Origin of the sequence: Noviherbaspirillum aridicola, assembly GCF_019656455.1 — a bacterium.
Classification (GTDB): Bacteria; Pseudomonadota; Gammaproteobacteria; order Burkholderiales; family Burkholderiaceae_D; genus Noviherbaspirillum; species Noviherbaspirillum aridicola.
The window spans coordinates 135,168-156,019 of sequence record NZ_BPMK01000004.1; the positions used below are offsets into that span (position 1 = coordinate 135,168).

23 protein-coding genes are annotated in these 20,852 nt (G+C 65.5%); 14 read left to right on the plus strand and 9 right to left on the minus strand.

Features of this window, described 5'->3' with window-relative positions:
- The first annotated feature begins 17 nt into the window (after nt 1-17).
- The 9 genes from NCCP691_RS05805 (at nt 18) to NCCP691_RS05845 (ending at nt 7,932) form a co-directional block, all read left to right on the plus strand.
- The gene (locus NCCP691_RS05805) at nt 18-1,391 is read left to right on the plus strand and encodes an L-serine ammonia-lyase (RefSeq protein ID WP_220807305.1); all 1,374 of its coding nucleotides are present in this window, start codon (nt 18-20) and stop codon (nt 1,389-1,391) included.
- A 36-nt stretch (nt 1,392-1,427) separates the two neighbouring features.
- Nucleotides 1,428-2,552, plus strand: a complete 1,125-nt coding sequence (gene gcvT / locus NCCP691_RS05810; RefSeq protein WP_220807306.1) for a glycine cleavage system aminomethyltransferase GcvT — start codon at nt 1,428-1,430, stop codon at nt 2,550-2,552.
- A gap of 7 nt (nt 2,553-2,559) precedes the next feature.
- Nucleotides 2,560-3,552, plus strand: coding sequence for a lipoyl synthase (lipA, locus tag NCCP691_RS05815; RefSeq protein WP_220807307.1), 993 nt, complete (start codon nt 2,560-2,562; stop codon nt 3,550-3,552).
- Nucleotides 3,553-3,686: 134 nt separating this feature from the next.
- A complete protein-coding gene (locus NCCP691_RS05820) occupies nt 3,687-3,971 on the plus strand; it encodes a hypothetical protein (RefSeq protein ID WP_220807308.1) in 285 nt (94 codons plus the stop codon).
- Between the two features lie 115 nt (nt 3,972-4,086).
- A complete protein-coding gene (locus NCCP691_RS05825) occupies nt 4,087-4,503 on the plus strand; it encodes a DUF1178 family protein (protein WP_220807309.1) in 417 nt (138 codons plus the stop codon).
- A gap of 104 nt (nt 4,504-4,607) precedes the next feature.
- Entirely contained in the window at nt 4,608-5,804 is a 1,197-nt protein-coding gene (locus NCCP691_RS05830) for an acyl-CoA dehydrogenase family protein (RefSeq protein ID WP_220807310.1), read from the plus strand.
- A gap of 10 nt (nt 5,805-5,814) precedes the next feature.
- Nucleotides 5,815-6,954, plus strand: coding sequence for an acyl-CoA dehydrogenase family protein (locus NCCP691_RS05835; RefSeq protein WP_220807311.1), 1,140 nt, complete (start codon nt 5,815-5,817; stop codon nt 6,952-6,954).
- A gap of 13 nt (nt 6,955-6,967) precedes the next feature.
- The gene (locus tag NCCP691_RS05840; RefSeq protein ID WP_220807312.1) at nt 6,968-7,429 is read left to right on the plus strand and encodes a MaoC family dehydratase; all 462 of its coding nucleotides are present in this window, start codon (nt 6,968-6,970) and stop codon (nt 7,427-7,429) included.
- A gap of 47 nt (nt 7,430-7,476) precedes the next feature.
- A complete protein-coding gene (locus NCCP691_RS05845) occupies nt 7,477-7,932 on the plus strand; it encodes a MaoC family dehydratase (protein ID WP_220807313.1) in 456 nt (151 codons plus the stop codon).
- A gap of 50 nt (nt 7,933-7,982) precedes the next feature.
- Here NCCP691_RS05845 and NCCP691_RS05850 read toward each other — a convergent pair whose 3' ends face one another.
- From NCCP691_RS05850 to NCCP691_RS05870, 5 genes are all read right to left on the minus strand, one after another.
- Entirely contained in the window at nt 7,983-8,675 is a 693-nt protein-coding gene (locus NCCP691_RS05850; RefSeq protein WP_220807314.1) for a glutathione binding-like protein, read from the minus strand.
- A 70-nt stretch (nt 8,676-8,745) separates the two neighbouring features.
- Nucleotides 8,746-10,008, minus strand: a complete 1,263-nt coding sequence (locus NCCP691_RS05855) for an acyl-CoA dehydrogenase family protein (protein ID WP_220807315.1) — start codon at nt 10,006-10,008, stop codon at nt 8,746-8,748.
- Nucleotides 10,009-10,042: 34 nt separating this feature from the next.
- Nucleotides 10,043-11,101 (minus strand): phosphotransferase family protein, encoded by a 1,059-nt coding sequence (locus NCCP691_RS05860; RefSeq protein WP_220807316.1) that lies wholly within the window; start codon nt 11,099-11,101, stop codon nt 10,043-10,045.
- A 100-nt stretch (nt 11,102-11,201) separates the two neighbouring features.
- Complete coding sequence (locus NCCP691_RS05865) at nt 11,202-11,906, minus strand: histidine phosphatase family protein (protein WP_220807317.1); 705 nt, start codon at nt 11,904-11,906, stop codon at nt 11,202-11,204.
- Entirely contained in the window at nt 11,903-12,682 is a 780-nt protein-coding gene (locus tag NCCP691_RS05870; RefSeq protein ID WP_220807318.1) for an oxepin-CoA hydrolase, alternative type, read from the minus strand. The genes NCCP691_RS05865 and NCCP691_RS05870 overlap by 4 nt, the downstream gene beginning before the upstream one ends.
- Nucleotides 12,683-12,833: 151 nt before the next feature.
- On the opposite strand from NCCP691_RS05870, the gene NCCP691_RS05875 reads away from it, so the two are divergent.
- A complete protein-coding gene (locus tag NCCP691_RS05875) occupies nt 12,834-13,481 on the plus strand; it encodes a glutathione S-transferase (RefSeq protein ID WP_220807422.1) in 648 nt (215 codons plus the stop codon).
- 77 nt (nt 13,482-13,558) lie between these two features.
- On the opposite strand, the gene NCCP691_RS05880 is transcribed toward NCCP691_RS05875, so the two are convergent.
- Both NCCP691_RS05880 and NCCP691_RS05885 read right to left on the minus strand, forming a co-directional pair.
- A complete protein-coding gene (locus NCCP691_RS05880) occupies nt 13,559-14,734 on the minus strand; it encodes a pyridoxal phosphate-dependent aminotransferase (RefSeq protein ID WP_220807319.1) in 1,176 nt (391 codons plus the stop codon).
- A 33-nt stretch (nt 14,735-14,767) separates the two neighbouring features.
- A complete protein-coding gene (locus tag NCCP691_RS05885) occupies nt 14,768-15,202 on the minus strand; it encodes a putative toxin-antitoxin system toxin component, PIN family (protein ID WP_220807320.1) in 435 nt (144 codons plus the stop codon).
- A 30-nt stretch (nt 15,203-15,232) separates the two neighbouring features.
- On the opposite strand from NCCP691_RS05885, the gene yaaA reads away from it, so the two are divergent.
- Complete coding sequence (yaaA, locus tag NCCP691_RS05890; RefSeq protein WP_220807321.1) at nt 15,233-16,009, plus strand: peroxide stress protein YaaA; 777 nt, start codon at nt 15,233-15,235, stop codon at nt 16,007-16,009.
- Nucleotides 16,010-16,059: 50 nt separating this feature from the next.
- On the opposite strand, the gene NCCP691_RS05895 is transcribed toward yaaA, so the two are convergent.
- A complete protein-coding gene (locus NCCP691_RS05895) occupies nt 16,060-16,872 on the minus strand; it encodes an outer membrane protein assembly factor BamD (RefSeq protein ID WP_220807322.1) in 813 nt (270 codons plus the stop codon).
- A 55-nt stretch (nt 16,873-16,927) separates the two neighbouring features.
- On the opposite strand from NCCP691_RS05895, the gene NCCP691_RS05900 reads away from it, so the two are divergent.
- Together NCCP691_RS05900 and pgeF are read left to right on the plus strand one after the other, a co-directional pair.
- Complete coding sequence (locus NCCP691_RS05900) at nt 16,928-17,953, plus strand: RluA family pseudouridine synthase (RefSeq protein ID WP_373870325.1); 1,026 nt, start codon at nt 16,928-16,930, stop codon at nt 17,951-17,953.
- An 11-nt stretch (nt 17,954-17,964) separates the two neighbouring features.
- On the plus strand, nt 17,965-18,702 hold the full coding sequence (gene pgeF, locus NCCP691_RS05905; RefSeq protein ID WP_220807324.1) for a peptidoglycan editing factor PgeF: 738 nt from the start codon (nt 17,965-17,967) through the stop codon (nt 18,700-18,702).
- 1 nt (nt 18,703) lies between these two features.
- On the opposite strand, the gene NCCP691_RS05910 is transcribed toward pgeF, so the two are convergent.
- The gene (locus NCCP691_RS05910) at nt 18,704-18,940 is read right to left on the minus strand and encodes a hypothetical protein (protein ID WP_220807325.1); all 237 of its coding nucleotides are present in this window, start codon (nt 18,938-18,940) and stop codon (nt 18,704-18,706) included.
- A gap of 56 nt (nt 18,941-18,996) precedes the next feature.
- On the opposite strand from NCCP691_RS05910, the gene phaC reads away from it, so the two are divergent.
- Nucleotides 18,997-20,727: a class I poly(R)-hydroxyalkanoic acid synthase gene (gene phaC / locus NCCP691_RS05915; protein ID WP_220807326.1), complete on the plus strand. Its 1,731-nt coding sequence runs from the start codon at nt 18,997-18,999 to the stop codon at nt 20,725-20,727.
- Nucleotides 20,728-20,852: the final 125 nt, after the last annotated feature.

Here is a 20,852-nt window from a genome sequence, read left to right on the forward strand (position 1 = left end):
GACAAGGACTGGAGCCGATGGCGATCAGCGCATTCGAACTGTTCAAGATCGGCATCGGTCCGTCGAGCTCGCACACCGTCGGCCCGATGCGGGCCGCGCTCATGTTCGTATCCGGACTGAAGGAGGCGGGGCTGCTTGCCCGCGTCTCCTCGCTGCGCTGCGAGCTGTATGGCTCGCTCGGCGCCACCGGCAAGGGCCATGGCAGCGACAAGGCGGTGCTGCTCGGCCTGCTGGGCGAAACACCCGACCAGGTCGATACCGACAGCGTGGAGGCGAAGCTGGCGAAGATCCGTGCCGACGGTCGCATTCGCCTCCTCGGCGAGCACGAGATCGGCTTCAGCGAGCGCGAACATCTGCTGATGTACCGGCGTGCGCTGCCCTTGCATCCGAACGGCATGCGCTTCATCGCGCTCGACGGCGACGCCGAACTGGCGGGCAAGACCTACTACTCCGTCGGCGGCGGCTTCGTGCTCAACGAGGACGAAGCGGGCGCCGAGCGCATCGTGCGCGATGCGACGCCGCTACGCTATCCGTTCCACAGCGCGGAGGAACTGCTCGCCCTGTGCCGGGACAATCGCCTGTCGGTGAGCCAGCTGATGCTGGAAAACGAAAAGGCCTGGCGCAGCGAGGACGCGACCCGGGCCGGCCTGCAGCGGATATGGCAGGTGATGCAGGAGTGCGTGCGCCGCGGCTGCGAGCGAGAAGGCGTGCTGCCCGGCGGCCTGAAGGTACGTCGCCGCGCGGCCGAACTGCATCGCAAGCTCAGCAGCACGCCCGAGGCCAGCCTGAGCGATCCGCTCACCACCCTCGACTGGGTCAACCTGTACGCGCTGGCGGTGAACGAGGAAAACGCCGCCGGGGGCAGGGTGGTCACCGCGCCCACCAATGGCGCCGCGGGCATTGTGCCGGCGGTCCTGCATTACTACCGGCGCTTCATAGGCGGCGCCAGCGACGAGGGCGTCATCCGCTTTCTATTGACCGCCGCCGCCATCGGCATCCTGTACAAGGAGAACGCATCGATCTCCGGCGCCGAGGTCGGCTGCCAGGGGGAGGTCGGCGTCGCCTGTTCCATGGCCGCCGGCGCGCTCGCGGAGGTCCTGGGCGGCACGCCGGAGCAGGTCGAGAACGCCGCCGAGATCGGCATGGAACACAACCTCGGCCTGACCTGCGATCCGATCGGCGGGCTGGTGCAGGTGCCCTGCATCGAGCGCAACGCGATGGGCGCGATCAAGGCGATCAACGCCGCGCGCATGGCGCTGCGCGGCGACGGCCATCATTTCGTCTCGCTCGACAAGGTGATCAAGACCATGCGCGAGACGGGCGCCGACATGAAAATCAAGTACAAGGAAACCGCGCGCGGAGGGCTCGCGGTCAACGTGATCGAGTGCTGAACCGGTCCGACAGAATTCAAACCAGAGGAAACATTCATGGATACCCCAGCCCAGCCGCTGTCCCGCACCCCGCTGTACGATCTGCACGTCGAACTCGGCGCCCGCATGGTGCCCTTCGCCGGCTATGAAATGCCGGTCCAGTACCCGACGGGCGTGCTGAAGGAGCACGCGCATGCCCGCACCCGCGCGGGTCTGTTCGACGTGTCGCACATGGGGCAGGTCAGGCTGTCCGGCGATGGCGCTGCGGCGGCGCTGGAAACCCTGGTGCCGGTCGACATCGTCGATCTGCCGCGCAATCTGCAGCGCTATGCGGTGTTCACCAACGAGCAGGGCGGCATCCTCGACGACCTGATGGTGTCGAACGCCGGCGACCATCTCTTCCTCGTGGTGAACGCGGCCTGCAAGGCGCAGGACGTCGCGCATCTGCGCCGTCACCTCGACGGCAAATGCAGGGTGGAAGAGCTTGCCGACCGTGCGCTGCTGGCGCTGCAGGGGCCCGAGGCTGCGGCGGTGATGGCGCGCCTGGCGCCGGAGACGGCGAAGATGATTTTCATGAACACCGGCACGGTCGTGCTAGCGGGTGCCGAATGCATCATCAGCCGATCCGGCTATACCGGTGAGGACGGCTTCGAGATTTCCGTGCCGAACGGGATGGCGGAAGAAGTCGCCCGCCTGCTGCTGTCGCAGCCGGAAGTCGCGCCGATCGGCCTTGGCGCGCGCGACTCGCTGCGGCTGGAAGCCGGGCTCTGCCTGTACGGCCACGACATGGACACCGGGACTACGCCGGTCGAGGCCAGCCTGGTCTGGGCGCTGTCGAAAGCGCGTCGCGCCGACGGCGCCCGTCCCGGCGGCTACCCCGGCGCCGAGGTCATCCTGCGTCAGCTCGCCGAGGGCGTGCAGCGCAAGCGCGTCGGCCTGCTGGTCAAGGACCGGATGCCGGTGCGCGAGGGCGCCGAACTGGTGGATGGCGACGGCAAGCCGGCGGGCCGCGTGACCAGCGGCGGGTTCGCGCCGACGCTTGGGGCGCCGGTGGCGATGGGCTATGTCGCCGCCGCGCTCGCTGCGCCGGGCACCGTGCTGCAGGCGATCGTGCGCGGCAAGCCGGTACCGGTCGAGGTGGCGAAGACGCCGTTCGTGCCGCAACGCTACTACCGCGGCTGAGGCGGCGATGAGCGACACCAAGACCGACAACCCGGCCGCCCCGCGCCCCGTCAGGGCGGGCGAGAAGCTGCGCGGCGCCGAAAAGATGGCGCGCATCCCGATCAAGATCGCGCCGACCGAGCCGTCCCAGTACCTGCGCAAGCCGAAATGGATACGCGCCGAGTTCACCGGCACGAAAGAGGTCCAGCGGCTCAAGGCGGTGCTGCGCGAGAACAGGCTGCACACCGTCTGCGAAGAAGCGAACTGCCCCAATCTGGGCGAATGCTTCCGCAGCGGCACCGCGACCTTCATGATCATGGGCGACATTTGTACCCGGCGCTGCCCGTTCTGCGACGTCGGTCACGGCAGGCCGAATCCGCTCGATCCCGAAGAACCTGCCAATCTCGCCCGCACCATCCAGGCCATGGGCCTGCGTTATGTGGTGATCACCTCGGTCGACCGCGACGACCTGCGCGACGGCGGCGCGCGCCATTTCGCCGCCTGCATCGAGGCGACGCGCCGGAGCAGCCCCGGCATCACCATCGAAATCCTGACGCCTGACTTCCGCGGGCGCACCGAAGTCGCGCTGGAAGTGCTGGCGCAAACGCCGCCGGACGTCTTCAATCACAACCTGGAAACCGTGCCGCGGCTGTATCGCCAGGCACGCCCGGGCGCGGATTATCAGGTCTCGCTGGCGCTGCTGCAGCGTTTCAAGCAACTCCATCCCTCCGTGCCCACCAAGTCCGGCCTGATGCTGGGACTGGGCGAGACGCTGGAGGAAGTGGAGCAGGTGATGCGGGACATGCGCGCGCACGACATCGACATGCTCACGCTTGGCCAGTACCTGCAGCCGAGCGCGCATCACCTGGCGGTGCAGCGCTATGTGACGCCGGAGGAGTTCGACGCGCTCCGGGTGGCGGGCGAGAAGATGGGATTCCGCCACGTGGCTTCCGGCCCGCTGGTGCGCTCGTCATATCACGCGGATCTGCAGGCAAGGGGAGAGTTCGGCAAGGAGGGCTGAGACTAAGTTTCCGCGTGGCAATTTTCCTTTGTTTCGTAGGTGCATGACAGTTGCGCTGGCTCAAATGTTTCCGGCCCTAAACCTGTAACAATTTTCCTGCCGGAAAAGCCTGATCAACTCTTGCACACGCGACCATGAAAAAGATTGCCCCCTCCGAACAGGTTATCGAAGACATTGTCGAAGCCACCCTCGGCGAGCATGCGTCTGCCCGTGAAAAGCACGTGCTGCGCGAGACTCTGCACGGCCTGGTACGTCTGGCCAAGGTGGAGCAGGTGGCGGACATCAAGGCCAATGTGAGGCGCCTCGCCGGCGCGCTCGAAACCCAGTCGGCCAGGCGCAGAGCCAAGGCCATCCTCATGGCCCAGCGCCTGCCCGGCCTGCTCGAACAGGCCCAGCAAGCCTTCGAATTCAAGCACTGAACCGGGCGGCGCACGCCGCGCCCTGCTCCGCCCGGGCGCCGTCTGCAGACGCCCGCGCGCGAAGGTACAATCCCTCGCCTGTGCGCATCTGCGCGCGCATGCCGAACCCATTCCCATGAAAGTCTATAACCTGTGCTGCGGGCAGGGCCATCGCTTCGAAGGCTGGTTCTCCTCCGAGGAAGACAGCCGCGCCCAGCTCGAGCAACAATCGATCGCCTGCCCGGTCTGCGACAGCAGGGCGATCGGGCGCGTGCCATCCGCGCCGAGGCTGAACCTGTCCCAGGGCGGGGCGCCCGTCGATCCGAGTGCGATCCAGGCCAAACTGATGACGCTGCTGCGTCAGGCCGTCGCCCGGTCCGAGGACGTCGGCGAGCGCTTCGCCGAGGAGGCGCGCCGCATGCATTACGAAGAAGCGCCCGGCCGCGCCATCCGCGGCACATCCACCGCCGAGGAATTCGCGGAACTGGTGGAGGAAGGCATCGACGTCCTGCCGCTGCCCGCCATGCTCGATCCCAAGCAGACCCTCCAGTAATTCCTGTTTTCCCTGTCGTGACATTTCGGCACCCTTGCCGGGAAATCCACTGTATAATTTTTTTGAACGGTCGTGCTTTTTGAGCCGGGACATTAGGAGACAGCATGGATTTGAACTACACGGCGGAGGATTTGGCCTTCCGCGATACCGTTCGCGCCTTCCTGGATGCGAACCTGCCAAAAGACCTGCAGCAGAAAGTCCTCAACCACAAGCGCCTGTCCAAGGAAGACTTCGTCCGCTGGCACAAGATCGTCGCCAGGCAGGGCTGGGTCGGTACCGGCTGGCCCAAGGAATACGGCGGCACCGGCTGGACCGCGGTGCAGCGCCATATCTGGGAAGAAGAATGCGCCGCCGCCGGCACCCCGCCCATCCTGCCGTTCGGCGTGAACATGGTGGCCCCGGTCATCATGGCCTTCGGTAACGAAGCACAGAAGAATTACTACCTGCCGCGCATCCTGAATTGCGACGACTGGTGGTGCCAGGGCTACTCCGAGCCCGGCGCCGGCTCCGACCTGGCCGGCCTGAAAACCCGCGCCGAACGCCAGGGCGACCACTACATCGTCAACGGCCAGAAGACCTGGACCACGCTCGGCCAGCATGCCGACATGATCTTCTGCCTGGTGCGCACCGATCCCAACGTCCGCAAGCAGGAGGGCATTTCCTTCCTGCTGATCGACATGAAGACGCCCGGCATCACCGTGCGCCCGATCATCATGCTCGACGAAGAGCATGAGGTGAACGAAGTCTTCTTCGACAACGTCAAGGTGCCGGTCGCGAACCTGATCGGCGAGGAAAACAAGGGCTGGACCTACGCCAAGTACCTGCTCGGCCACGAGCGCACCAACATCGCGGCCGTCGGGCGCGCCAAGCGCGAACTCGCCTTCCTCAAGCGCCTCGCCACCAGGAATCTGAAGAACGGCAAGCCACTGCTCGAAGATCCGATGTTCGCCGCCAAGGTCGCCAGCCTGGAAGTCGAGATCATGGCGCTGGAAGTCACCGTGCTGCGCGTGCTGTCGGCGGAGAACTCCAAGCGCGGACCCGGCCCCGAGGCCTCCATGCTCAAGGTCAAGGGCACCGAGATCCAGCAGGCGCTGACCGAACTGATGGTCGAAGCCGCCGGCCCGTCGGCGATGCCTTTCGATCCGGCCTACCTCGAGGGCGAGCAGGAGCAGAGCATTACCGGCGACAACGACGCCGCGCCGCTGCTCGGCTACTACTTCAACTTCCGCAAGACCTCGATCTACGGCGGCTCGAACGAGATTCAGAAAAACATCATCTCCCAGATGATCCTGGGATTGTGAGGCGACGACCATGGACTTCAACTACACCCCGGAACAGCAGCAATTCCGCGATGCCCTGCGTCGCTTCATCGACAAGGACTACGGTTTCGAGCACCGCAAGTCGATCATCCACTCCGGTGCCGGCGTCTCCGAGCAGGCCTGGAACACCCTGGTAGAGCTCGGCATGACCGCGCTTCCGGTCCCGGAGGAGCAGGGCGGCTTCAACGGCTCGGCGGTCGACATGCTGGTGGTGATGCAGGAGCTGGGCCGAGGCCTGGTGGTCGAGCCGTATTTCGCCACCGTGCTCGGCGCGCAATTCCTGAAGCTCGCCGGCGGCCAGGAATCGCTGCTGGAACAGGTCGCCACGGGCGAACTCAAGCTGGCCGCGGCGATCGGCGAGAAGCAGGCGCGCCATGACCTGCACGACATCCACACCTCCGCCGGGCGCGATGGCGACGGTTACGTGATCAGCGGTGCCAAGAGCGTGGTGATCCATGGCGGCCAGGCCGGCAAGCTGATCGTATCGGCCCGCACCGGCGGCGGCCAGCGCGACACCGACGGCATTTCGCTGTTCGTCGTCGATGCCGATGCGCAGGGAATCACCCGCCGCGACTACCGCACGCTCGACGGCCAGCGCGCGGCCGACATCGCATTCAGCAATGTCCGCGTGCCCGCGACGGCGCTGCTCGGCACGGAGGGCGCCGGCTGGAAGATCCTGGACGCGGCGTCCGACTACGGCGTGGCGCTGCTCTGCGCGGAAGCGGTGGGGGCGATGGACGCGCTCAACGCCGCGACCCTGGAATACCTGAAAACCCGCCAGCAGTTCGGCGTACCGATCGGGAAGTTCCAGGCGCTGCAGCACCGCATGGCGGAGATGTTCATGCAGGCCGAGCAGGCGCGCTCGATGGCGACGCTCGCCGCGGTGAAGGTTTCTTCCACCGACGAGGACGAGCGCCGCCGCTCCGTGTCGGGCGCCAAGATCCGTATCGGCCAGGCCGCACGCTTCGTCGGCCAGCAGGCGGTTCAGCTGCATGGCGGCATGGGCGTGACCGACGAACTGCCGGCCGCGCACCTGTTCAAGCGGCTGACCATGATCGAACTGACGCTCGGCGACACCGACCATCACCTGGCCCGCTTCGCCGCCCGTCCGGCGTTCCGCGAAGCCGCCTGAGAAGGAGAGAGGCATGCCGCAATTGAAATGGTACTTCGAGGATTTTGAGGTGGGCCGGACGATTGCGGCAGGCACGCGCACGGTCACGGAAGAGGAAGTGCTGGACTTCGCGCGCAAGTTCGATCCCCAGCCTTTCCATGTCGATCACGATGCCGCCGCCAGGTCGATCTATGGCGGCATCATCGCCAGCGGATGGCACACCTGCGGGATGATGATGCGGGTGATGGTCGATACCTTCCTCTGCGAGGCCGCGAGCCTCGGCTCGCCCGGCGTCGATGAAATCCGCTGGCTCAAGCCGGTGCGCCCGGGGGACACGCTGAGCATCACCAACACGGTGCTCGAGACGCGTCCCTCGAGCAGCAAGCCCGACCGCGGCGTGGTGCTCACGCTGTGGGAGGCGAAGAATCAGCACGGGGAAGTGGTGGCGACCATCAAGGGCATGGGCATGTTCGCCCGCCGCCCGAAGCAGGACTGATCACCGGTACCCGACAACGGATCCCCGATACCCGAAAAGGAGACAGAATGCGCCATATCGCATCAGTGGAGGAACTCAAGAGCCTGATCGGCCAGGAAGTGGCGGTCAGCGAATGGTTCGAGGTCACGCAGGAACGGGTCAACCAGTTTGCGGAAGCCACCGGCGACCACCAGTGGATCCACCTGGACGTCGAACGCTGCAAGAAGGAGTCGCCCTACCGGACGACGATCGCGCACGGCTTTCTGACGCTGTCGCTGCTGCCGGTGCTGATGCAGCAGGCGGTGTCGTTCCCGCCTTCCAGGCTGTCGGTGAACTACGGGCTCAACAAGGTGCGCTTCCCGTCGCCGGTGCCGGTCGGCAGCCGCGTGAGAGCGCGCGTGGTGCCGCTGGAGGTCGAACCGATCGAAGGCGGCTACCAGATGACCTGGCAGGTCACCATGGAGCGCGAAGGCGGCGACAAGCCGGTATGCGTGGCGGAGTCGCTGTCGCGACGCTACGAATAAGGTAGCAATGAAGGCCGCTGATGCGGCCTTTTTCCTGATCGCCCGGCGCCTCAGCGCTTTTCGTATTGCGTCGCGCCGAACAGGTTCTCCCTGGCCTTGTCGTCCACCAGCGGCTTGCGCGCGTCGGCCAGCACCTGGACGCCGCGCTGCACGGCAGGACGGGCTTCGATCTCGTCGAACCAGCGTTTCGCGTTCGGATAATCGGCCCAGTCTATGCCCTGGTTCTGCCAGGAGCGCAGCCACGGCCAGGTGGCGATATCGGCGATCGTGTATTCGTCGCCGGCGAGGTAGGCATGCTGCGCCACCTGCTTGTCGATCACGCCGTAGAGGCGCTTTGCCTCGTTGGTGTAGCGGTTCACCGCGTATTCGATCTGCTCGGGCGCATAGATGCGGAAGTGATGGGCCTGCCCCAGCATGGGTCCGACGCCGCCCATCTGAAACATCAGCCACTGCAGCGTGGTGAACTTCTCGCGGTCGGTATTGCCGAGGAACCTGCCGGCCTTGCTCGCCAGGTAGACCAGGATGGCGCCGCTTTCGAACAGCGCAAACGGTTGTCCGTCAGTACCCTCGTCGTCGACGATCGCCGGAATCTTGTTGTTCGGGGATATCTTCAGGAAGTCCGGCCTGAACTGGTCGCCGGCGCCGATATTGACCGCATGGACACGGTAGGGCAGCCCGCATTCTTCCAGCATGATGTGGACCTTGTGGCCGTTCGGCGTCGGCCAGGAATAGACGTCTATCATTGTTGTTCTCCCGGGTGTTTGCAAAGCGCCGCATGATTATGCAGCGCTTCGCAAAACCGCGCAGGAGAGGTCAGGAGCGGGTGACGGGCAGTTCCAGCTCCTTCGACGGGATGCTCATGTGCTTGGCCAGCTCCAGCTTGGCGATGGCGTTGCGGTGCACTTCATCCGGGCCGTCGGCGATGCGCAGCGTGCGGTTGCCCGCCCACTGGCCCGCGAGCGGGAAGTCGTCGCAGACGCCGCCGGCACCATAAGCCTGGATCGCCCAGTCGAGCACCTGCTGCGTCACGTTCGGCGCCAGCACCTTGATCATCGCGATCTCGGCCTTCGCATGCTTGTTGCCGACCGTGTCCATCATGTAGGCAGCCTTGAGCGTGAGCAGGCGGGCCGTGTCGATGCGGATGCGCGACTCGGCGATGCGCTCGTGCCAGATGCTCTGCTCGGACACGCGCTTGCCGAAGGCGACGCGGTCGTTCAGGCGCTTGCACATCAGTTCCAGAGCGCGTTCGGCCACGCCGATGGCGCGCATGCAGTGGTGGATGCGGCCCGGGCCGAGACGGCCCTGTGCGATCTCGAAGCCGCGGCCTTCGCCGAGCAGGATGTTGGAGGCCGGCACGCGCACATTCTCGAACAGGATTTCGCAGTGGCCGTGCGGCGCATCGTCATAGCCGAACACCGGCAGCGGACGCTTGATCGTCACGCCGGGGGTGTCGCGCGGCACCAGGATCATCGACTGCTGCTGGTGGCGCGGCGCGTTCGGATCGGTCTTGCCCATCAGGATGAAAACCTTGCAGCGCGGGTCGCCCGCACCGGAGATCCACCACTTGTGGCCGTTGATCACGTAATGGTCGCCGTCGCGCTCGATGCGGGTGGCGATGTTGGTGGCGTCGGAGGAGGCCACCGCCGGCTCGGTCATCGCGAAGGCGGAACGGATCTCGCCGCGCAGCAGCGGCTCGAGCCATTCGCGCTTGTGTTCCTCGGTGCCGTAGCGCTCGATGGTTTCCATGTTGCCCGTGTCGGGGGCGGAGCAGTTGAAGACTTCCGGTGCCCAGGGTACCCGGCCCATGATCTCGCACAGCGGCGCGTAGTCGAGGTTGGACAGGCCTTCCGGCGCACGCACCGACTTCGGCAGGAAGAGGTTCCACAGGCCGGCGGCGCGCGCCTTGGGCTTGAGCTCTTCGATCAGCCTGGTGGGAATCCAGCGGTTGCCCTGCTCGCGGCCGTTGCGGTCGACTTCTTCATCGAAAGCCTTCTCGTTCGGATAGATGTGCTCATCCATGAAGCGGATCAGCTTTGCCTGCAGCTCCTTGCAGCGGTCCGAATATTCGAATTCCATGTTGTCTCCTTGTGGGTGTGGTGTCTGTTCCGGTTCAGGCCTGGGAGGCGTACTTCCAGCCCATCTCCGCCATCGGCCGCGCCGCCTTGCCGGCCTTGAGCGCCTGTTCGCTCGATGCGGTGCCGTCGACGTAGCGCTTCATGATGCCCTGCAGGATGCCGGCCATGCGGAACATGTTGTAGGCGAGGTAGAAGCTGAAGTCTTCCTTGCGGATGGTCTTGCCGGTGCGTTCGCAGTACTTCGCGATATAGGCATCCTCGGAAGGGATGCCGAGCGATGCCAGGTCGAGGCCGGCGATGCCCCGGAACTGGCCGGGCGCGATATGCCAGCTCATGCAGTGATAGGAAAAATCGGCCAGCGGATGGCCGAGCGTGGACAGTTCCCAGTCGAGCACGGCCAGCACGCGCGGCTCGGTGGGATGGAAGATCATGTTGTCGAGACGGTAGTCGCCATGCACGATGCTGGTCTCGTCGCCCGCAGGGATGTGCTTCGGCAGCCACTCGATCAGATTGTCCATCGCCTCGATCTTCTCGGTCTCCGATGCCTTGTACTGCTTGGTCCAGCGGTCGATCTGGCGGGCGAAGTAGTTGCCCGGCTTGCCGTAGTCCGCCAGGCCGATGGCGGCGTAGTCGATCGTGTGCAGCTGCGCGATCACACGGTTCATCTCGTCATAGTGTGCGGCGCGTTCGGCCGGTGTCATGCCCGGCATGGACTGGTCCCACAGCACGCGCCCCGCGACGAATTCCATGATGTAGAAGGCGCGGCCGATCACCGACTCGTCGGTGCACAGCGCATACTGGCGCGCGGCGGGGAAGCCGGCCCTGTTGAGCGCGTCCATGACGCGGAATTCGCGCTCGATCGCATGGGCCGAGGGCAGCAGCTTGGCAGCGGGACCGGGCTTGGTGCGCAGCACATAGCTCTTGCCGCCCGCGGTGAGCTTGAAGGTGGGATTGGACTGTCCGCCGTTGAACTGCTCGACGTCGAGTTCGCCGGAGAAGCCTTCGACATGCTGACGCATGTAGGCCTGCATCGCGCCGAGGTCGAACTTCTGGCGCTCGGACACCGGACGCGTGCCCATGAATTCTTCAAACATCCTGTCTCCTTTGCCGATGAGTTGATTTGTTATCGGCTCATTCTACCGCATAAAAACGTACGGTCGTGCGATTCTTCCGATCGCTGCTCGCGCACGCTGCTTACCGACGGCGGGCCTTCATGTACTGCTCCAGCAGCACTTCCATCGTGGTGTGCCGCGACTCGCCCTGCAGGGTCGACAGCGGCGAGTAGTTGACCATCCTCACCACCCAGTCGGCATGGTCGTCGCCGACATCGATGGCGTTGATGCAGCCGGCGGTCTGCGCCAGATTGCCGAGGAAAATGCGCTGGTTGGTCAGCGCGTAGGAAAGGATGGCGCGGTTGACGCCTCCGTGCAGCACCAGCAGCACGGTATCCCAGTCGCGCTGCGCACGCAGGCGGTCGATCGCCGGATGGACGCGGTCCATCAGCTGGCCGACCGATTCGCCTCCGAGGAATTGCCGCGCTTCCGGCACGACGCCGTCGAAGGCGCCGACGAAGGCTTCGCGCAGCATTTCGTCCGGGATCGCCGACAGCTTGCCGCCGCGCAGTTCAACCAGCTCCGGCCACTGCTCGGGCGTGATGTCCTGCCCGGTCTCGGCCAGGACGCGGGCCGCGGTTTCCACCGTCCGCGGCAGGCCGGAGATGATGACGCGATCGAACCTGAGTCCGGCGGCGGCGAATACCTTGCCGGCGGCGCTCGCCTGCTCGCGTCCGAGTTCGTTGAGCGGGACCTGCTCGGGCAGGTAGGGTTTTCCTTCGCTGTCGAAATAGGTGACGCTGCCATGCCGCATCAGGTAGATGCGGCGTCGCTTGTGTTCGCTCATTTGTACTGGGGCTTTCGTTTTTCGAGGAATGCCGAGATGCCTTCCAGGCCGTCGCGGTGATGGAGGCTTTCGACGAAGTGCCGCTTCTCGCTCTCGACATGTTCGGCCAGGCTGTTGTCCTGCGCCTCGTGCGTGAGCGACTTGATGCGTTCCAGCGCATTGGGGGACATTGCCGCGAACTCGTCGGACCATGCGAGCGCGCTGTCGAGCGCGGTGCCGTCCGCGACGATGCGGTTGACGACGCCGAGTTCGTGCAGCCGGCGCGCTTCCACCGCCTGCCCGCCCATCAGGATTTCCGCCGCCAGCTGCCGCGGCAGGGCGCGCGTGATGAACCAGGAGCCGCCGCCGTCGGGCGTGAGCCCGACCTTCACGTACGCCATCACAAAGCGGCTGGAGGCGCCGGCCACGATCAGGTCGCAGGCCAGGGCGAGCGAAAAGCCGGCGCCCGCGGCCACGCCCTCGACGGCGGCGATCACCGGCTTCGGACAATCGCGTATCGCTTCGATCCAGCCGTTGAGCTGATCGATGGACTGCGCCTGCACCGAGGGATCCTTGCTGCGGTTTTCCAGCAGCCGGTTGAGATTGCCCCCCGCGCAGAAGAAGCCGTCGGCCCCGGTCAGCACCACCGCGCGTACGGAGTCGTCGCGTTCGGCGGTGGTCAGCGTCTCGATCGCCGCGGCGTACATGTCGGGATGCAGCGCATTGCGGGCACCGGGATTGGAGATGGTAAGGATCAGCGTATTGTCGCGGCGCGATGCCTGGAGTTCTGCGGACATGATGGGGGAGGCGATGCTCGTCTGGTTTCCGGTTGAGGGTGCACTATTATTGCCGAAATGCGGGAAGCCGGTTACGCGGGCCGGCGAGCGCGTCGCGCTGCCTTCGGTTAAGCTTGCCGCTGCCTATCATCAGAACGAACAAGGAGACATGATGCTCAAGCTCTGCGGTTTTGCCGTCAGCAACTACTACAACAAGGTCAAGTTCGCCCTGCTGGAAAAGGGTGTCGCGTTCGAGGAAGAGCTGGTCTGGACCGATCGCTCGCCCGAACTCATCAGGCGCTCGCCGCTGGGCAAGGTGCCTTTCTTCGAGACGGAACAGGGCACGCTGTGCGAGTCGCAGGTGATGATGGAGTACATCGAGGCAGCCTATCCGGAAAAGCCGCTGCTGCCCGCGGATCCCTTCGCCGCCGCCAAGGTGCGCGAGCTGATCACGTTCATGGAGCTGCACCTCGAGCTGGTCGCGCGCGAGCTGTATCCCGAGGCCTTCTTCGGCGGCAAGGTGTCCGACGAGGTGAAGGAACGCGCGCAGAAACTTCTCCGGCGCAATGCGGAAGCCTTCGGCCGGCTCGCGAAGTTCTCCCCCTATGTCGCCGGCGACAGCTTCACCATGGCCGACTGCGCGGCGCTGGTACACCTGCCGCTGGTCGGCATGGCCTCCAAGATCATCTATGGCGAGGATGTGCTGGCGGCGCTGCCGGTGCGCGAATATGCGAAGATGATCGGCGAGCGGCCGGCGGCGCAGAAGGTCAATGCCGACCGCAAGGCGAATCAGGAGTTGATGAAAACCCGCGGCAAGTAATCGTCATCCGTCGTCCAGGCGGTGCAGGGCTGCCGCGCCTGCACGCGCCGCAGGCGCAGGTCTGACCGCGCGCCGGCTCAGATCTTCGCCAGTCTCTCGAGCGCCGTGCGCAGCGTCTCGTCCTTCTTCGCGAAGCAGAAGCGGACAATGCCCGATTCGCGCGGCTGGTTGTAGAACGCCGAGACCGGGATGGCGGCAACGCCGATCTCCGTCGTCAGCCACGTGGCGAACTCCGCTTCCGGCAGCGAAGAAACGGCGGAATAGTCGACGCACTGGAAGTAGGTGCCGTCGCCGGGCAGCAGGCGCAGGCGCGTCGACCTGAGGCCGTCGCGGAACAGGTCGCGCTTGCGCTGATAGAACGCGGGCAGGTCGAGGTAGGGCGCCGGGTCGGCCATGTAGCGCGCGATACCATGCTGGACCGGCGTGTTCACGGTGAACACGTTGAACTGGTGGACCTTGCGGAATTCGGCCATCAGCGGCGCCGGCGCGGCGACGTAGCCGATCTTCCAGCCGGTCACATGATAGGTCTTGCCGAAGCTGGACACGACGAAGGCGCGGGCGGCCAGCTCAGGGTAGCGGCTCACCGATTCATGCCGCACGCCGTCGTACACCATGTGTTCGTAGACCTCGTCCGACACGATCAGGATGTCGGTGCCGCGCACGATCGCGGCCAGTGCCTGCATGTCGGCCGGACGCAGGATGGAGCCGGTGGGATTGTGCGGGCTGTTGATCATGATCAGGCGGGTCTTCGGCGACACCGCCGCCTGCACCTTGTCCCAGGGGACGGAATACCCCTGCGCTCCGACTTCCATCTGCACGAACACCGGTTTGCCGCCCGCCAGCTCGATGGCCGGGACATAGCTGTCGTACACCGGTTCGATCACCACCACTTCATCCCCGGGATGCACGCTGCACAGGATCGCGGTCAGCAGGGCCTGGGTCGCGCCGGCGGTGATGGTGATTTCCGCTGCCGGGTCGTAGGCATGGCCGTACAGCGTGTTGATCTTCGCGGCGATCGCTTCCCTCAGCGCGGGCACGCCGGTCATCGGCGGATACTGGTTCAGGCCTTCGCGCATGGCCGCGCCGACCGCATCCACCAGCGCCGGGTCGCACTCGAAATCGGGGAAGCCCTGTCCGAGATTGACCGCGCCCTTTTCGGCGGCGAGCGCAGACATCACGGTGAAGATCGTGGTGCCGACATTCGGCAGGCGGGAAGCCAGGGAGAGCGGGGCGGCGGTCATCGGTGCGTTCATGGTCGTAAGCGGCTGAGCGTGAAAGTAGGGATTTTAACCACCTGCGAGCCATTTTTCCGGCGTGACAATCGCGAACAGTCCGGCGCGGGCATTGCGCCTGGCGAGCTTGAGCAGGGCTTTGTCCTTGGTGATCAGCGCGTGCGCCCCGGCGTCGCGTGCGATTTCGAGGAATTTCTGGTCGTCCGGGTCGGAACAGACCGGCAGCCGGACAGCTTCGGGCGCGGGCTGCGCATCGACGCATGCGATCAGCGCATCGAATTCCGCGATCGCCGCCGGACGGGTTTCCGCGCTCAGCGGCAGGTGGCGATAATCGAGCACCTTCAGCCACTCGGTCCGGCAATCGCTGCGCGTCACCGCCTGCACCGATCCATCCCTGAGCGCCGACTTCAGCGCCTGCCAGCGCGGGTCGTGAAAGACGAAGAGATCGAGGCAGACATTGGTGTCGATCACTATCCTATTCTGTATCATTGGGGCAATTCTTCCGTTTCCTTGCTGTTCATGCTGCTCGTCATTTCTCCCGCCAAGTCCCTCGATTACGACACCCCCGCCCCGGAAGTCCAGCCCACCCTCCCGGATTTCATTCCCCACTCGGCCGAGCTGATCGGGATTCTCAAGGAAAAGTCGCCGGCGGAGCTGGCGTCGCTGATGTCCATCTCGGACAGCCTTGCGGTGCTCAATGCAGGGCGTTTCGCGAGCTGGTCGAGCAAGTTCACCGCCCGCAATGCGCGCCCCGCGCTGTTCGCCTTCAACGGCGATGTGTACGAAGGCCTCGATGCCCGCTCGCTCGGCGTCAAGCAGATCGACTACCTGCAGTCTCACCTGCGCATTCTATCCGGCCTCTACGGCGTGCTGCGTCCGCTCGACCTGATGCAGCCCTACCGGCTGGAGATGGGCACCCGGCTCGCGAACGCCCGCGGCAAGGATCTCTATGCTTTCTGGGGCAGCCTGGTGACCGAGGCCCTGAATGCCGGGCTTGCCGCGCGCAAGGCCAAAGCGCTCGTCAACCTCGCCTCCGACGAATACTTCAGGTCGGTCCGCCCCGCGCTGCTGAACGCGCCGGTGATCACGCCGGTGTTCGAGGACTGGAAGGGCGGGCGCTACAAGATCATCTCCTTCTACGCCAAGCGCGCGCGCGGCCTGATGGCCCGCTACGCGGCCCGCAAGGGCATCACCCAGCCGGAAAAGCTCAAGGCCTTCGACAGCGAGGGCTATGCCTTCGACGAGGCCGCCTCCGGCGAACTGACCTGGGTATTCAGGCGGCGCATCGAGGCCTGAATGAAAAAGGCCTCGCGCTTGCGAGGCCTTTCGTCGTGTCGACCTGGCGCTTACCAGACCTTCCACCAGGGCGTCTTTTCCCTGCGGCCGCCGGCGGCCAGGAATTCGCTGTTGGGGAAGGTGGCGCGCAGGATGCGCTCGCTGTCGTTGCGCAGCTGCGGCATGCCCATCGCCTCGTAGGACTTCATCATGATGAACAGCGCTTCCTCGATCGCGGGCGCGTCGCGGTATTCGGTCACCGCCAGCTGGGCGCGGTTGGCGGCGGCGACATAGGCGCCGCGGCGGTAGTAGTAGTTGGCGACGTGCACGTGATGCTGGGCCAGCGCGTTGACCAGATACTTCATGCGGGCGATCGCATCGGGCGTATAGGTGCTCGACGGGAAGCGCTCGGCGAGCTGCTTGAAGGACTCGAACGCGTCCTGGGCCGACTTCGGGTCGCGTTCGCTCGGGTCCTGGCGGCTGATGAAGTCGAACAGGCTGGCGCGGTCGTTGAAATTGATCAGGCCGCGCAGGTAGTACATGTAGTCGACGTTCGGATGATTCGGGTGCAGCTTGATGAAGCGGTCGACCGCGGCCAGCGCTTCCGGCTGCTCGCCCTGGCGGTAGTGGGCGTAGGCGATCTCCATCTGCGCCTGCTGCGCGTAGGTGCCGAAGGGGTAGCGCGCTTCCAGCTTCTCGAAATGCGAAATCGCCTTGTCGTAGTTGCCGGCGCTCAGTTCGTCGCGCGCCTCCGAGTATAATCTCGAGGCCGACCAGCCCCTGGTTTCGTCAACCTGTTCCGGCAGGATACCGCAGCCGGAAAGGCCCAGCGCCAGGCCAAGGGCCAGGACTCGGACGGCGGACTTCAACGATCTTTTTTGCATGACGTGTGCAGGTGCGCTACTGAACAAGGGGCTGATTATAGCCCATGCCACATTCCTGCAAACAACCAACCCACTTCCCATTTTGAGCAGCCTTCTTCCCGAAACCGAGTTCGACGACGTCGACGACGAAATATCCGCCGGCGGCCAGCCGGAACCGATCACGCTCAGGCTGACGCCCGAACACTGCGGCGTGCGCATCGACAAGGTGCTGTCCCAGCTGGTGCCCGAATTTTCGCGCAGCAGGCTGCAGCAATGGATCGAAGCCGGCCATGTGCTCGTCGACGGCCAGCCGGCCCGCGCCAAGGCCCTGGCGCTGGGCGACGAGACCATCGTCCTGCGGCCGCAGCTGGCGCCGGAGGACAATTCGTTCAAGCCCGAGCCGATCGATCTCGATATCGTGCATGAGGACGAGGCCATCCTGGTGCTCAACAAGCCCGCCGGACTGGTCGTGCATCCCGCCGCCGGCAACTGGTCGGGCACCCTGCTCAATGGCCTGCTGCACCGCTACCCGGACCTGGCGGGCGTGCCGCGGGCCGGCATCGTGCACCGCCTCGACAAGGAGACCAGCGGACTGATGACGGTGGCGCGCACGCTGCAGGCGCAGACCGATCTGGTGCGCCAGCTGCAGGCGCGCAGTGTCAAGCGGGAGTACCTGGCCCTGGTGTGGGGAACGCCGCATCTGAACGGGCGGATCGAAGCGGCGATCGGACGCCATCCGCGCGACCGCGTCAAGATGGCGGTTTCCACCCATTCTTCCGCCAGGCCGGCGGCCACCCAGTACCAGCGCATCGGCCAGGGCGCGCTCGACGGCAAGCCGGTGAGCCTGATGCGCTGCCAGCTCGAGACCGGCCGCACGCACCAGATCCGTGTGCATTTCCAGTCCGCCGGCTTCAGCCTGGTCGGCGATCCGCTTTACGGCAAGCCGCATCTGGCCGCGGTCTTCCCGCGCCAGGCGCTGCATGCCTGTCGTCTCGGCCTGCTGCACCCGGTGAGCGGAGAACATGAAGAATGGGCCGCCGGGCTGCCGGAGGACATGGCGGCGCTGCTCGCGCGCGCCGGTATCGACATCCCGTCGGTCTGAGGGGGAACGGCATGAATTTCATCATTCCCGACTGGCCGGCGCCGGCCAGCGTCCGGGCACTGTCCACCACCCGGGCGGGCGGCGTCAGCACGGGGCCGTATGCGGCGCCCGCGGGCGGCGGGCTCAATCTCGGCGTGCATGTCGGCGACGATCCGGAGGCGGTGGCGCGCAACCGTTCGCTGCTGCGCGCGCATGTGCCGTCCGAGCCGGCCTGGCTCAATCAGGTGCACGGCGTGCGCGTGGTCGACGCGGGCGATGTCGCGGGGGCCGCCGTCGATGCGGATGCCGCCATCGCCTCCGCCCCGGGCGCGGTCTGCGTGATCCAGACGGCGGACTGTCTGCCCGTGCTGTTCTGCGATACCGAAGGCAAGGCGGTCGGCGCCGCCCACGCCGGCTGGCGCGGTCTCGCCGGCGGCGTGCTGCAGGCGACCGCCGCGCGCATGCGGGAAGCGGGTGCCGGCGAGATCATGGCATGGCTGGGACCGGCGATCGGCCCGCAGGCTTTCGAGGTCGGACAGGATGTGGTGGATGCCTTCCCGGGCAGGTCGGATGCCTTCCGCCCGATTCCCGGCCAGCCGGGCAAATTCCTCGCCGACATCTATCTGCTCGCGCGCGCGACGCTGCGGGAAGCCGGCGTGGAGAAGGTCGCCGGAGGAGGGCGCTGCACGGTGAGCGAGCCCGACAGCTTCTATTCATACCGCCGCGACCGCGTCACCGGCAGGATGGCCAGCCTGGTCTGGCTGCGCTGACTCAATTCCCGGAATCGGGAGGCGGTGCGGGACGGCTTTCAGCCTCGCGCGCCGCTCTTTCTGCGTTTTCCGCAAGGATGCGTTTACGTTTGCGTCCGGAAGCACCCATCAAGTATAGAATGATTGTCACAGGTATCACACCGTAGAGCAGGAAGGTCATGACACCCGCGACCACCGTATGCTCGGTGATCGACATCATCAGGACGACGTAAATCCAGGCGATGGCGACGATGTGCATGACAGTGTGTGATTCCGCGGCAAACCGTAACCATACTTGAAATCGGAGACGCAAGCATGAATACCCTCCCGCCGAAGGCCGACCCGGCCGCCTGGACCAGGCAGTTCGCGACCCAGTTCGCCAACCCGGCCGCATGGCAGGACTGGTTGAAGCTGCAGCCGCCGATCGACACCCGGCCGATCACCGCCACCATCAAGGAATTCGGCGCCACCATCGATCCCGGCACGCTCGCCTCGCTGCAGTCGGAGTACATGCAGGAATTCGGCAAGCTGTGGCAGGAAGTCCTGCAGGGCGGCACGCCCTCGCTGACCGACCGGCGCTTCAGCGACCCGCACTGGAAATCGAGCCCGATGCACGCCTTCAATGCGGCCGCCTATCTGCTCAATGCGCGCTTCCTGATGGCCATGGCGGGCGCGGTGCAGGCGACTCCCCGCGCCAGGCAGAAGATCCGCTTCGCGGTACAGCAGATGGTGGATGCGATGTCGCCGGCGAATTTCCTGGCCAGCAATCCCGAGGCCCTGCAGAAGGTGATCGATACCCGGGGCGAGAGCCTGGCCAAGGGCATCACCCACATGCTGGAAGACTTGCAGAAGGGCCATATCTCGCAGTCCGATGAAAAGGCCTTCGAGGTCGGCCGCAACGTCGCCACCACCGAGGGTTCGGTGGTCTTCGAAAACCCGCTGTTCCAGCTGATCCAGTACAAGCCGCTGACCAAGAAGGTGTACGAGCGCCCGCTGCTGCTGGTGCCGCCCTGCATCAACAAGTACTACATCCTCGATCTGCAGCCCGAGAATTCGCTGGTGCGCTACGCCATCGAGCAGGGCCACACGGTGTTCCTGGTTTCCTGGTGCAACCCCGACGCGACGCTCGGCCACCTGAGCTGGGACGACTACATCCTCGACGGCGTGGTCAAGGCGATCGGCGTGGTCAGCGAAATCACCGGACAGGACCAGATCAATGCGCTCGGCTTTTGCGTCGGCGGCACGCTGCTGGCCTCCGCGCTCGCCCTGCTGTACGGGCGCGGAGAAAATCCCGTCGCCAGCCTGACCCTGCTGACCACGCTGCTCGATTTCTCCGACGTCGGCGTCATCGACGTCTACGTGGACGAGGCCCAGGTGGCGATGCGCGAACAGTCGATCGGCAAGGGCGGCCTCATGCCCGGCCGCGATTTCACGGCGACCTTCTCCAGCCTGCGTCCCAACGACCTGGTCTGGAACTACGTCAAGTCAAATTATCTGAAGGGCGAGGATCCGCCGCCGTTCGACCTGCTGTACTGGAACGCCGATGCGACCAATCTCCCGGGGCCGATGTTCTGCTGGTACCTGCGCAACATGTACCTCGAAAACCGCCTGCGCGAACCGGGACAGGTCAGCGTGGCCGGCGAGCCGATCGACCTCGCCGCGATCGACGCGCCGGCCTTCGTCTACGGCTCGCGCGAAGACCACATCGTGCCCTGGAATTCCGCTTATGCATCGGTCGGCCTGCTGAACCCCGGCAAGGCCGGCCGCAACCGCTTCATCCTCGGCGCCTCGGGGCACATCGCCGGTGTCATCAATCCGCCGGCCAAGAAAAAGCGCAGCTACTGGACCAATGAGCAGCCGGCGGCCAGCCACCAGCAGTGGCTGGCCGAGGCGACCGAGCACCCGGGCAGCTGGTGGCCGGAATGGGCGAAGTTCCTCGCCGCCCATGCGGGCGAACAAGTGGCGGCGCCCCGCAAGCCGGGCAGCGCGGCGTATGCGCCGATCGAGCCGGCCCCGGGACGCTACGTGAAGGTGAAGGCCGAATAGGAGAGGGAAAACGCGCGGGGGGAAACGGTCTCTTGTCGGAAAAACAAGAGGCCGTGCCGGCGCCTGCGGAATTGCATGTCAGCCGGTAGTTCCGCACTATAATGAGTCAGGCTTCGGGGCGAACG

What these genes read in the sequence shown, in the direction of transcription:
- NCCP691_RS05855 (WP_220807315.1), bottom strand. Translation starts at nt 10,008, where the DNA reads ATGGAATTCGAATATTCGGACCGCTGCAAGGAGCTGCAGGCAAAGCTG.
- NCCP691_RS05835 (WP_220807311.1), top strand. Translation starts at nt 5,815, where the DNA reads ATGGACTTCAACTACACCCCGGAACAGCAGCAATTCCGCGATGCCCTG.
- NCCP691_RS05885 (WP_220807320.1), bottom strand. Translation starts at nt 15,202, where the DNA reads ATGATACAGAATAGGATAGTGATCGACACCAATGTCTGCCTCGATCTC.
- NCCP691_RS05830 (WP_220807310.1), top strand. Translation starts at nt 4,608, where the DNA reads ATGGATTTGAACTACACGGCGGAGGATTTGGCCTTCCGCGATACCGTT.
- NCCP691_RS05825 (WP_220807309.1), top strand. Translation starts at nt 4,087, where the DNA reads ATGAAAGTCTATAACCTGTGCTGCGGGCAGGGCCATCGCTTCGAAGGC.
- NCCP691_RS05865 (WP_220807317.1), bottom strand. Translation starts at nt 11,906, where the DNA reads ATGAGCGAACACAAGCGACGCCGCATCTACCTGATGCGGCATGGCAGC.
- NCCP691_RS05910 (WP_220807325.1), bottom strand. Translation starts at nt 18,940, where the DNA reads ATGCACATCGTCGCCATCGCCTGGATTTACGTCGTCCTGATGATGTCG.
- phaC (WP_220807326.1), top strand. Translation starts at nt 18,997, where the DNA reads ATGAATACCCTCCCGCCGAAGGCCGACCCGGCCGCCTGGACCAGGCAG.
- NCCP691_RS05870 (WP_220807318.1), bottom strand. Translation starts at nt 12,682, where the DNA reads ATGTCCGCAGAACTCCAGGCATCGCGCCGCGACAATACGCTGATCCTT.
- NCCP691_RS05820 (WP_220807308.1), top strand. Translation starts at nt 3,687, where the DNA reads ATGAAAAAGATTGCCCCCTCCGAACAGGTTATCGAAGACATTGTCGAA.
- NCCP691_RS05805 (WP_220807305.1), top strand. Translation starts at nt 18, where the DNA reads ATGGCGATCAGCGCATTCGAACTGTTCAAGATCGGCATCGGTCCGTCG.
- NCCP691_RS05875 (WP_220807422.1), top strand. Translation starts at nt 12,834, where the DNA reads ATGCTCAAGCTCTGCGGTTTTGCCGTCAGCAACTACTACAACAAGGTC.
- NCCP691_RS05880 (WP_220807319.1), bottom strand. Translation starts at nt 14,734, where the DNA reads ATGAACGCACCGATGACCGCCGCCCCGCTCTCCCTGGCTTCCCGCCTG.
- NCCP691_RS05845 (WP_220807313.1), top strand. Translation starts at nt 7,477, where the DNA reads ATGCGCCATATCGCATCAGTGGAGGAACTCAAGAGCCTGATCGGCCAG.
- NCCP691_RS05840 (WP_220807312.1), top strand. Translation starts at nt 6,968, where the DNA reads ATGCCGCAATTGAAATGGTACTTCGAGGATTTTGAGGTGGGCCGGACG.
- NCCP691_RS05850 (WP_220807314.1), bottom strand. Translation starts at nt 8,675, where the DNA reads ATGATAGACGTCTATTCCTGGCCGACGCCGAACGGCCACAAGGTCCAC.
- yaaA (WP_220807321.1), top strand. Translation starts at nt 15,233, where the DNA reads ATGCTGCTCGTCATTTCTCCCGCCAAGTCCCTCGATTACGACACCCCC.
- NCCP691_RS05860 (WP_220807316.1), bottom strand. Translation starts at nt 11,101, where the DNA reads ATGTTTGAAGAATTCATGGGCACGCGTCCGGTGTCCGAGCGCCAGAAG.
- gcvT (WP_220807306.1), top strand. Translation starts at nt 1,428, where the DNA reads ATGGATACCCCAGCCCAGCCGCTGTCCCGCACCCCGCTGTACGATCTG.
- lipA (WP_220807307.1), top strand. Translation starts at nt 2,560, where the DNA reads ATGAGCGACACCAAGACCGACAACCCGGCCGCCCCGCGCCCCGTCAGG.
- NCCP691_RS05895 (WP_220807322.1), bottom strand. Translation starts at nt 16,872, where the DNA reads ATGCAAAAAAGATCGTTGAAGTCCGCCGTCCGAGTCCTGGCCCTTGGC.
- pgeF (WP_220807324.1), top strand. Translation starts at nt 17,965, where the DNA reads ATGAATTTCATCATTCCCGACTGGCCGGCGCCGGCCAGCGTCCGGGCA.